We start from the raw sequence: 10,602 nt of genomic DNA on the forward strand, positions 1-10,602 counted from the left end.
CCCGACGCTCTCCCGGAGGTCTTCTCGCGCTGGTTCGCGGCGCGCGGCTGGGCGCCGCGTGCGCATCAGCTCGCATTGCTCAAGCGCGCGCGCGAGGACAAGTCGGTGCTGCTGATCGCGCCGACCGGCGGCGGCAAGACGCTGGCGGGCTTTCTCCCGACGCTGGTGGAGTTGAGTGGGGAACTGCGTGGGGCAGGGGAAAAGACAAAGCTCGTCTCCACCGGCCGAGGCATCCGCCGCGCTGGTGGCCTCCACACCCTCTACATCTCGCCGCTGAAAGCCCTCGCGGTCGATATCGCGCGCAACCTTGAAACGCCGGTCGCCGAAATGAGGCTGCCGGTCCGCATCGAGACCCGCACCGGCGACACGCCCGTCTCCAAGCGCACGCGCCAGCGCCGCGATCCGCCCGACATATTGCTCACGACGCCGGAGCAGCTCGCGCTGCTGCTTGCGTCGGCGGATGCGCCGTATCTGTTCGGCACGGTGAAGCGCGTGATCCTCGACGAACTGCATGCGCTCGTCACCTCCAAGCGCGGCGATCTGCTCTCGCTCGGTTTGGCGCGTCTGTTCCGCCTCGCGCCCGGACTGCATACCATCGGCCTGTCCGCGACCGTGGCCGAGCCGGATGATCTGCGCCGCTATCTGGTGCCGCAGCCGCGCGGCGGCGAACGCCTCGCCGATCTGGTGATCGCGAAAGCCGGCGCCGAACCGCATGTCACCATGCTCGAACCCGACACCCGCGCGCCCGACTTCTATATTCCGTGGGCCGGACATTCGGCGCGTCACGCGCTGCCGCAGATCTACGGCCTCATCAAGCAGCACAAAACCACGCTGGTTTTCGTCAATACCCGCAGCCAGGCCGAAATGATCTTCCAGGAGCTGTGGCGCATCAATGATGACGGGCTCGCGATCGCGCTGCATCACGGCTCGCTCGATGTGGCGCAGCGGCGCAAGGTGGAAGACGCGATGGCGGCCGCGAAGCTGCGTGCAGTGGTTTGTACGTCATCGCTCGATCTGGGCATCGACTGGGGCGACATCGATCTCGTCATCAATGTCGGCGCGCCGAAGGGATCTTCACGGCTGCTGCAGCGGATCGGCCGCGCCAACCATCGGCTCGACGAACCTTCGCGCGGCATTCTCGTGCCGGCCAACCGCTTCGAGGTGCTTGAATGCCGGGCCGCGATCGAGGCGGTCGCGGACAATGCGCAGGATACGCCGCCGCTGCGCACTGGTGCGCTCGACGTGCTGGCGCAGCATGTGCTCGGCACCGCCTGCGGCGCGCCGTTCGATGCCGATGTCCTTTACGACGAGGTGGTCAGCGCCGCGCCGTATCGCGAGCTGACCCGCGCCGATTTCGACGCGACGATCGATTTCGTCGCGACCGGCGGATACGCGCTGAAGGCCTACGAGCGCTTCGCCAAGATCAGACAGGACAAGTCCGGCCGCTGGCGCGTCACGCATCCGCGTTTCGCACAGGCCTATCGCATGAATGTCGGCACCATCGTCGAGGCCGTGATGCTGAAAGTGCGGCTGGTCCGCTCGCGCGGCGGCGGCAGCGGACGCACCGGGCCGATCGCGCGCGGCGGGCGCATCCTCGGACAGGTCGAGGAATATTTCGCGGAAAGCCTTGCGCTCGGCGACACCTTCGTGTTCGCGGGCGAAGTGCTGCGCTACGAGGCGATGGTCGAGGACGAGCTCTATGTCTCGCGCGCGGCCGATGTCGATCCCAAGGTTCCCTCCTACGAGGGTGGCAAGTTCCCGCTCTCGACCTATCTTGCCTCGCGCGTGCGCAACATTCTCGCAACGCCCGCAGAGTGGAAAGCGCTGCCGGCGCCGGTACGCGAATGGCTGGAGATCCAGGAATGGCGTTCCGTCTTGCCGGGCCCGCGCGAACTCTTGGTCGAGACCTTTCCGCGCGCCGACAAGCAATATCTCGTCTGCTACCCGTTCGAAGGACGGCTGGCGCATCAGACGCTCGGCATGCTGCTGACGCGGCGGCTGGAGCGCGCCCGCATGCGGCCGCTCGGTTTTGTGGCCAACGAATATGCGCTGGCGGTGTGGGGGCTCGGCGATATCGGCCAGGGCGTCCGGCGCGGAACCCTGTCGCTCGAACACCTCTTCGACGAGGACATGCTCGGCGACGACCTGGAAGCCTGGCTCGCGGAGTCGATGATGATGAAGCGCACTTTCCGTACCAATGCGGTGATCGCCGGACTGATCCAGCGCCGCTCCACCGACCGCGACAAGACGCGGCGGCAGGTCACGATCTCGACCGACCTGATTTACGATGTTCTGCGCAAGCACCAGCCCGATCACCTGCTGCTGCGGGCGGCGCGTGCCGACGCGGCAACAGGTCTGCTCGATATCAAGCGGCTCGGCGAAATGCTCTCCCGGATCAGGGGTCGAATCGTCCATAAATCTTTGGAGCACGTTTCGCCGCTCGCGGTTCCGGTGATGCTCGAAATCGGCCGCGAAACGGTGTACGGCGAAGCTGCGGATGCGCTGCTGGCGGAAGCAGCCGACGATCTGGTCAGGGAAGCAATGACGGGGGCTACAGGTGGTCGCCACGGCGGCAAGTAACTGGCCGGATTTTCAGGCCGACGAGGTGGAACTCGCGGGGCGCCGGCTGGTGATCGACCCCGCCGGCATCCTCTGGTGGCCGGCGGAACGGTTGCTGGCGGTCGCCGACCTGCATTTCGAGAAGGCGTCGAGCTTTGCCCGCTACGGCGCATTGCTTCCCCCGTTCGACACCGCGGCGACGCTGGCGCGGCTGTGTGAGGCGATCATGCGCTACCGGCCACGCACGGTGCTGGCGCTGGGCGACAGCTTCCATGACGGCGACGGCCCGCAGCGGCTCGGCGACACCGATCGCGACATGATCGCGGCGCTCCAGCAGGGCCGCGACTGGATCTGGGTCGCGGGCAATCACGATCCCGATCCGGCTGTCGGGATCGGCGGGGTATTCACACCGGAACTGCGGATTGACGGGGTCACATTCCGTCATGAGCCATGCGGGCAGACTGGCGAGATCGCCGGCCATCTGCATCCGATGGCGCGCATCAGCGCGCGCGGCCGCTCGGTCAGCCGCAAATGCTTTGCGATCGATAATGAGCGAATGGTGATGCCGGCGTTCGGCGCCTTCACCGGCGGACTCAATATCCGCGCGGCGGCGTTCACGACCGTGTTCGGCGCATTGTCGTTCCGTGCGCATATGCTCGGCGCAACGCGGCTCTATGCCGTCGAGGCGATGCGCTGCCTGCCGGATTGACATTGTTGCGCCCTCGCCCCGCAACGGGAAAGGGCACGGCAACGCGCAGCGCGCCCGCGGCAACGTTCAATCCTTCCGGAACACCACGGACGCGAACCAGCCGGTCGCCAGCGCCATCAGTGTGGTGAACAATCCATAGAGAATGCCGTGATGGGCCGCGGCATTCACGATGAACTGCTCGATCCCGACCTTGACGACCTCGAGCGCGGAATGGGCGCGCGCCAGCTCGGCGCCATCTGCGAACAGCCGCACATCGACGTCGTAGTTGCCGACCGGGGATTCGGCGGGCAGGCGGATGGTGGCGCGGAACAGATTGGGGGTCAGGAAGGTGACGCCCGCCGGGTCTTCGACGTAAAGCCGGCGTTGCATGCGCAGGCGGATCAAGGCGTCGCGGAAGTTGTCGTATTCGCCGGTCTGGATTCCGGAGGCGAGGGTTGGCCGCGGCACGAGATACATGCCGACCTCCTGACGGCGCAGGAATTCGGCTGTCGCGATCTCGGCGACGGGCTTGTTGCTGAGGACGGCGAGATAGACCGGAGTCTTCAGGAACGTGAGCGACTCGGCGTTGGTCCAGATTCCGAGAACGCGATCTTTCCGCCGCACCACCAGGGTTTCGCGCGGTCCGGTTACCGTGACAACGATGTCATAGCCGCCCTTGCGCGATACCGTCTTTGCGTCGCGCTCGATCGAGCCAAACAGGACAAGCTCGGTGCCGGTGAAGCTCGATGTCACTAGAACCTGGTGGCTGGACAGCGACGTGATCAGCCGCTCGGCATGGGCCGGCCCGGCGGCGAGAAAGAGCAGTGCGCAGAACCATGCGACAGGCGTTCTCATCCGGCGTCTCCCGTGAACCGGATGGAGAACAGCTCGGAGGGCTGCACCAGGAGATTGAGCGCGAAGCGGATGCCGACTCCGAGCACCAGAAGGCCGAGCAGCAATCGCAGCCGTTCCGCCTTCATCCGCTGTCCGGCGCGCGCTCCGAATTGCGCCCCGATCACCCCGCCGACCATCAGGAATGCGGCGAGCAGGACGTCGACGAGCTGGTTGGTCGCGGCATGCATCACGGTCGCGGACGCCATCGTGACAAGGGTGAGCACCGTGGAGGTGCCGATCACGGTTCCGGTCGGCACCCGCAGGAAGTAGATCAGCATCGGAACCAGCAGGAAGCCGCCGCCGATCCCCATCAAGGCTCCCACGAAGCCGATAATGAACCCGATGCCCAGCACCGGGATGGCCGAGACGTAGATTTTGGAGCGCTTGAACCGGACCTTGAACGGCAGCCCATGCACCCAGGTATGGCTGCCGGGCCGACGCAGCACATTCGGATAGCCCTGGTAGGTCCTCATGATCGCGCGCACGGCCTCGCTGACCATCATGACGCCGACCGCAACCAGCAGGATCACGTAGGACATGGCGATCACCAGGTCCAACAGATCGGCCGAGCGCAGCAGCGTGAACAGCCAGACGCCGCCCGCGGTCCCGACGATGCCGCCCGCGAGCAGCATCAAGGCGAGCGGCATGTCGATCGCGTTCCGGCGCCAATAGCTGATCGCGCTCGAGGCCGACGAGGCGGCAATATGGCTCGAGACGGTGGCAACCGAGACGGCTGCATTGATGCCGATGAAGATCAACAGCGGCGTCATCAGGAAACCGCCGCCGATCCCGAACATCCCCGAAATGAAGCCGACCGCGAGCCCCATCCCGAACAGCAGGAACATGTTGACCGGAAGATCGGCGATGGGGAGATAGATCTGCACGAGCGTCCCGGATACTTGCGCAAGCCGTTGGTGGCGGGGTCGAACAGCCCCGCGTGATGCTGCGGCAAAAAATCCGGCGCGCGGCCGCCGAATGACGCCGCGTTTGCCTCATCCGTACAGGACCTGGCGGATTAGTCGAATGATTTGTCGGGCGATGTCGGGATTTCGCGCCGAAGGTCAGGATGCCGTGGCCCGGGCGACACTTCCGGGGCGCGGCTTCTTGGCCGGGGCTTGTTCCGCCGACGGACGGTCCCAGCCTCCGGGCGGTGCGGCGACATTGACGGCGTCGTCCGGCTGCGGCTGCGGCACAAAGGATTGCACCGCATTGCGGGCGGCGGCGAGCGAGCCGGCATCGAGCTTCGCGCCGACCTCGTCGCGCTTCTTGGCTGCGTCATTGTCGCCCTGCAGGGCGGCGAGAGCGAACCAGCGGTAGGATTCGAGCAGGTTCTGGTCGACGCCGATGCCGCGGGCATGCAGGATCGCGAGATTATACTGGCTGTCGGCGACCCCGAACTCGGCGGCGCGGCGGAACCATTCGGCCGCGCGCTTGTAGTCCGGTTTGCCGTCGATGCCCTCGGCGTAAAGAACGGCGAGATTGTGCATCGCCTTGGCGTTGCCCTTCTCGGCCGCGGCGATGTAGTGGCGGCGCGCGGCCGCCGGATCCTTTTTCACGCCGATACCCTTCTCGTAGAGGCCGGCGATGCGGAAATGCGCAGGCCCGACGCCGGCTTCGGCGGCGCGCTCGAGCCAGCGCAGGCCGGCCTCGATATTCTTCGGCACGCCTCTGCCCTCGATCTGGCGGATGCCGATCTCGTATGCGGCGGCGGGCTGGCCTTTGGCCGCGGCATTGCGCAGCGTGAGCGGAAGCTTGTCGGGGATCGGCGGTAGCGGGCCGCGCTCGGTCCCGGTGCCGGGCGTGCCGATCGAGCCGGTGGTGCCGGTCTCGCCCGCTGGTGCTGCCGGTGCCGCCGGTGCCGCCGGTGCCGCGAAGAGATCCGGGTTGACCGGCAGGATGCCGGGAGACGCGATGATGTGCGCCGGAGGCTCCGGCGCGTTGGTTTCGACCGCGGCGGCGACTTCGGCCTCGTCGATCTCCGAATGGCCGGTTTCGATCATATTGATGGCGATCTGCGCCGATGCTGCGATCAAAACGATCGCGCTGGCGCCGACAAGCAACGCGCGGACCTTGCGGGTGATGGACCGGGCAGGCGCGGCGTCCGGGCCGGCCGGGCGCGGCGCTTCCGGCGCGGCGGCGGCGGCCTTTGCGGCGCGCCGGGCAGCCGCGATGAAATTGGTCTGGCCCGCAGAACCGGCCGCGCCGGGTCTGGCGGGCCCGAGCGCCGCCTCCGACGCGGCGATCCGCTCGGCGGCCGACCCGGCCGGGCTCGCGCGCAGCCCCGCCCCCGGCTCGAGCGGAAAATCCGGCGGCAGATTCGGATCGATCGGCGCGCGTTCGCGAACCGGCGGCGCGGCCGCGCGCGGCGGCTCCGGCTGCGGTCCCGGCTTTGGCTTTGGCCCAGACGCGCCGAACGTTTCGCCGGTCTGCCCCGAGCCCTGCCGCGGCCGATGCACGATGTCGCTTTCGGACAGATGCAATTCGGCCGCCGGCACCGGCATCGGTGGCTGGAGCGGCAGTTCCGGCGCGGATGGCGGCAACGGGGCAGGCTCCGGCACGCGCGGCTTCGCGGGCGGCACATCCGCCGCAAAACGCGCTTCGCGAATGCCGCTTTCGATCATCGCCAGCCGGTCGACCAGATGTCCGAGGGTCGAATGCACGGCTTCGAGCGAATCCTGGGTGCGGACCAGATCGCGCTTGAGATGATCGACCGCGGGCCCCGGGTTGATCGCCGGCTGCGGCGCGGCGATGTGAAACGAATCCAGCCGCGCCTTGAGATCGGCAAAGCCGCGTTCGATCGCGCCAAGGACGGGCAGACTTGCGATCCGCTGTTCGAGCGATTGCAGCATGTCGGCATCGAGGCCGCGCGTCGCCGCGACCTGATCAACCCGCGCCGACAGGCCCCGGATCTCCTCCGACAGCCCGGCGAGCGTATCGTTGGAGGCGACATTGGCGACGATGCCGCGCAGCGCCGCGATCGAGGTTTCCAGCTGCTGCAGCGAGGCCGGATCCTGAAAGGCGCCGGCCGATTGGTCGATCCGCTCCGTGAGATTGCGGATCGCCTGCTCGAATCCGGCAAGGCTCTCCGCGGGCTTGAGGCTGCGGATCGCGTCGCGCACTTCCCCGAGCGAACGCTCCATCCCGGCAATGGCATCGGGATCGACCCCGGCGGCGCGGCTGATGTCGATGCGCTCGGCAAGCTTTCGCACTTCTGCGTCCAGCGCCTCGATCGCCTGGCGCGGCATCGCCTCGACCAGCCGCTGCGAAATATCGGACAGGTCGGCGCGCAACTCGCGCAGAATGCCGGAGAAGTCGGGCGCCGGCTGATGCCGCAGGGTCTCGATCTGCGCCGTCAGGTTGCGGATTTGCGACTCCAGTCCCGACAGGTCGATACTTTGCGCGGGCGCCGCGGAGGGGGCATCGGCGACGGAGGACGGCGCCGGCGGATAGGCGGGGGCGAGCGGCGGCGCGGCCGGCTGCTGATAGAGATGTTGCGGGATCGACGATGCATAAGCCTCGGCCGGATCGGCATCGAGCGAGCGCATCCGCGCCGCGATCTGCGCCACCGCATCCTCCATTGTGGCCGGTTCGGGCGCGGGCTGCGCCGGATAGGGGGGCGGCGCGTAGCCATGGCCGTGCGGCGCAGCCTGGTAATAGTGCGGCGCCTGAAGCTGAGGCTGCGGCGCATAGGGTGCCGCAAAGGGCGGCATGACCGGGCCATGCGGATACGGATAGGGGTACGCTGCGGGCTGGGACGCGCCATGCGGGTGATGGACCGGCGCCGGATAAGGCGGTTGCGGATAGCCGCGCGGCGGCGCCGGCGGTATCGGCCCATAGCCCTGCGGCGCGGCGCCATAGCTCGCCGGCGGGAAGTAATGGGGATTGGGCGTGGACGCGGGTGCGGGCTCGTCCGGCCGCGCACCATGTTCAGTCATCTGTACGCGTTCGTTCATCTGAGTGACCCGCTCGCCGACCGGATTTCGCGCCTTCGGTGCCGCCATCCTGAAAAGGTGGGGTCTTTGAAAAGGCGGTCCGTCCCCGTCCGGAGACTTTTTCGCGTCACGGTAAATAAGCCGTTAATTGCTGGCGTTTCTTAAGAATTTGTTGGCGTCGCGCGCCCGCCCGAAACCCAATAGCGTAAGGCGGCCGCCGATTCGGGCCCGAACCACTGGGGAAAGCGATGCCGGTCTATAACGCGCCCACAGACGATGTGATGTTCCTGCTCAACGATGTGTTCCACATCGAGCGCCACGCCAACCTTCCGGGATTTGCCGACGCGACGCCGGACGTGGTCGAGGCCATGCTGGTGGAAGCCGGCAAGCTCTGCTCCGAGGTGCTGACGCCGCTCAACCGGGTGGGCGATATCGAGGGGTGTACGCGCCACCCCGACGGCCGCGTCACCACGCCTGCGGGATTCAAGGAAGCCTACGACCGGCTGGTCGCCGGCGGCTGGATCGGACTCTCCGCACCCACCGAATATGGCGGCCAGGGCCTGCCCGGCACGCTGACCGTGATCATCAACGAGTTCCTGGCCTCCGCCAATCTCGCCTTCTCGATGTATTCGGGCCTGGTGCAGGGCGCGGTGGCGGCGATCCTCACCCATGCCAATGACGGCCTGAAAAAGAAATTCCTGCCGAAGATGGTGGAAGGCGTGTGGGCCGGCACCATGAACCTCACCGAGCCGCATTGCGGCACGGACTTAGGGCTCCTGCGCACCAAGGCGGTGAAACAGCCGGACGGCTCTTACAAGATCTCGGGCACCAAGATCTTCATTTCCGGCGGCGAGCAGGATCTCACCGAGAACATCATCCATCTCGTGCTCGCGCGCATCGAAGGCGCACCGGAAGGCACCCGCGGCATCTCGCTGTTCATCGTGCCGAAGATCATGGTCAACGACGACGGCACGCTCGGCCAGAAGAATGGCGTGTCCTGCGGCTCGATCGAGCACAAGATGGGCATCCACGGCAACGCCACCTGCGTGATGAATTACGACAATGCCACCGGCTATCTGATCGGCGCGGAAAATCGCGGGCTCAACGCGATGTTCGTGATGATGAACGAGGCCCGGCTCGGCGTCGGCGTGCAGGGGCTCGCGCTGTCCGAGGTCGCGTATCAGAATGCGGTGATCTACGCGAAAGAGCGGCTGCAGGGCCGCGCGCTGACCGGGCCGAAATTCCCCGACAAGCCGGCCGATCCGATCATCGTGCATCCCGACGTGCGGCGCACGCTGCTCTCCATCCGCGCCTTCAACGAGGCGGCGCGCGCGCTCGTGATCCAGACAGCGCTCTATGGCGATCTCTCGCACCGCTCGCAGGATGCGAAGGAACGCCAGCATGCCGACGACATGATGGGCCTGCTCACGCCTGTGGTGAAAGGCGTGCTGACCGACTTAGGCTTTTCCAACACCGTGAATGCGCAGCAGATGTTCGGCGGCCACGGCTACATTTCCGAATGGGGGATGGAGCAGTTCGTGCGCGATGCGCGCATCCCGATGATCTACGAGGGCGCGAACGGCATCCAGGCGCTGGACCTCGTCGGCCGCAAGCTGCCGAAGGACGGCGGCCGCGCGGCGATGGCATTCTTCGCCGAGGTGCAGGGCTTTATCAATGCGCACAAGGCGAGCGACGCGATGAAGCCCTATGTCGAGCCGCTCAACGTCTCGCTCGGCCACCTGCAGCAGGCCACCATGTGGTTCATGAACAATGCGATGAAGAACCCGGACAATGCGGGGGCGGGCGCTGTCGATTACATGCACATGTTCGGGCTTGTCGCGCTCGGGCTGATGTGGGGCCGCATTGCGCTGGCGGTGAACGAGAAGCTTGCGGCGGGTGACGCGGGCGCGGATGCAGGCCGCGGCAGACTCGATGCGCAGGCGCTGAAGAACAAGCTGATCGTGGGACTGTTTTTCGCGGAGAAGATGCTGCCGGAAACCGCGGCGCAGTTGAAGCGGATCGAGGCGGGTGCGGGGAGTGTGATGGAGATGGCGATGGAGGGGTTTTAGGATTCTCTTTTTTGGGGAAGCACCTGTCATGGCGGAGCTTGCAGGCGTCGCGAGAAACAAGCCGTCTTACGACCCGCCCTCGTCGCGGCATATCAGCCTCGGAACAACCACCCATACGCCTGCTCCAGGCTCTTGACCCAGTTTGATTGAGCTACTTCCGTTACTACTTATGTTTGACTCAAATGACAGACGCGCTCGTAATCCTCCTAATCATTATAGCTATAATGGACTTTCTTGCGCCTCGCCGTGTGATCGAGAGCCTGCAATCTGAACTTATCAATATCTGGATTTTTGTTGAAGAATTGCCGCTGACTGCGGAAATCACGGTTTACCTAGGGATGGCCTGCACCCGGTTTCGTTGACACGCACCTAAGCTAATCCGGCCTTCCGTTCGAACTCCATAGGGCTCAGATAGCCGATGGTCGAGTGCCTGCGCTTCGGATTGTAGAAGCGCTCGATG

Annotated in this window: 7 protein-coding genes; 3 read left to right on the plus strand and 4 right to left on the minus strand. The window is 66.1% G+C overall.

The genetic code is table 11. The annotated features are described in order from the left end of the window. Both ACK41X_RS20535 and pdeM read left to right on the plus strand, forming a co-directional pair. The coding region (locus tag ACK41X_RS20535) for a ligase-associated DNA damage response DEXH box helicase (RefSeq protein WP_409727150.1) at positions 1-2,580 on the plus strand (2,580 nt) is incomplete at its 5' end. Beyond that, positions 2,558-3,268: a ligase-associated DNA damage response endonuclease PdeM gene (pdeM, locus tag ACK41X_RS20540; protein WP_409727153.1), complete on the plus strand. Its 711-nt coding sequence runs from the start codon at positions 2,558-2,560 to the stop codon at positions 3,266-3,268. The genes ACK41X_RS20535 and pdeM, both read left to right, overlap by 23 nt. Positions 3,269-3,334: 66 nt before the next feature. Here the strand turns inward: pdeM and ACK41X_RS20545 are convergent, their stop codons facing one another. The 3 genes from ACK41X_RS20545 to ACK41X_RS20555 all read right to left on the minus strand — a co-directional run bounded on the left by ACK41X_RS20545 (position 3,335) and on the right by ACK41X_RS20555 (position 8,076). Continuing rightward, on the minus strand, positions 3,335-4,102 hold the full coding sequence (locus ACK41X_RS20545; RefSeq protein WP_409727155.1) for a TIGR02186 family protein: 768 nt from the start codon (positions 4,100-4,102) through the stop codon (positions 3,335-3,337). Next, positions 4,099-5,025 carry a sulfite exporter TauE/SafE family protein gene (locus ACK41X_RS20550; protein ID WP_409727158.1) on the minus strand — a complete coding sequence of 309 codons (927 nt, stop codon included), beginning with the start codon at positions 5,023-5,025 and terminating at the stop codon, positions 4,099-4,101. Before ACK41X_RS20550 ends, ACK41X_RS20545 begins: the two co-directional genes overlap by 4 nt. Positions 5,026-5,202: 177 nt before the next feature. Beyond that, the gene (locus tag ACK41X_RS20555) at positions 5,203-8,076 is read right to left on the minus strand and encodes a hypothetical protein (protein ID WP_409727161.1); all 2,874 of its coding nucleotides are present in this window, start codon (positions 8,074-8,076) and stop codon (positions 5,203-5,205) included. A gap of 245 nt (positions 8,077-8,321) precedes the next feature. On the opposite strand from ACK41X_RS20555, the gene ACK41X_RS20560 reads away from it, so the two are divergent. Further along, the gene (locus tag ACK41X_RS20560) at positions 8,322-10,142 is read left to right on the plus strand and encodes an acyl-CoA dehydrogenase C-terminal domain-containing protein (RefSeq protein ID WP_409727164.1); all 1,821 of its coding nucleotides are present in this window, start codon (positions 8,322-8,324) and stop codon (positions 10,140-10,142) included. Positions 10,143-10,511: 369 nt separating this feature from the next. On the opposite strand, the gene ACK41X_RS20565 is transcribed toward ACK41X_RS20560, so the two are convergent. Continuing rightward, a partial coding sequence (locus tag ACK41X_RS20565) for an IS3 family transposase (protein WP_409727166.1) occupies positions 10,512-10,602 on the minus strand: 91 nt, incomplete at its 5' end.

Source organism: Pseudorhodoplanes sp., from assembly GCF_046289595.1.
Taxonomy (GTDB): domain Bacteria; phylum Pseudomonadota; class Alphaproteobacteria; order Rhizobiales; family Xanthobacteraceae; genus Pseudorhodoplanes.

What these genes read in the sequence shown, in the direction of transcription:
- ACK41X_RS20545 (WP_409727155.1), bottom strand. Translation starts at nt 4,102, where the DNA reads ATGAGAACGCCTGTCGCATGGTTCTGCGCACTGCTCTTTCTCGCCGCC.
- ACK41X_RS20555 (WP_409727161.1), bottom strand. Translation starts at nt 8,076, where the DNA reads ATGACTGAACATGGTGCGCGGCCGGACGAGCCCGCACCCGCGTCCACG.
- ACK41X_RS20560 (WP_409727164.1), top strand. Translation starts at nt 8,322, where the DNA reads ATGCCGGTCTATAACGCGCCCACAGACGATGTGATGTTCCTGCTCAAC.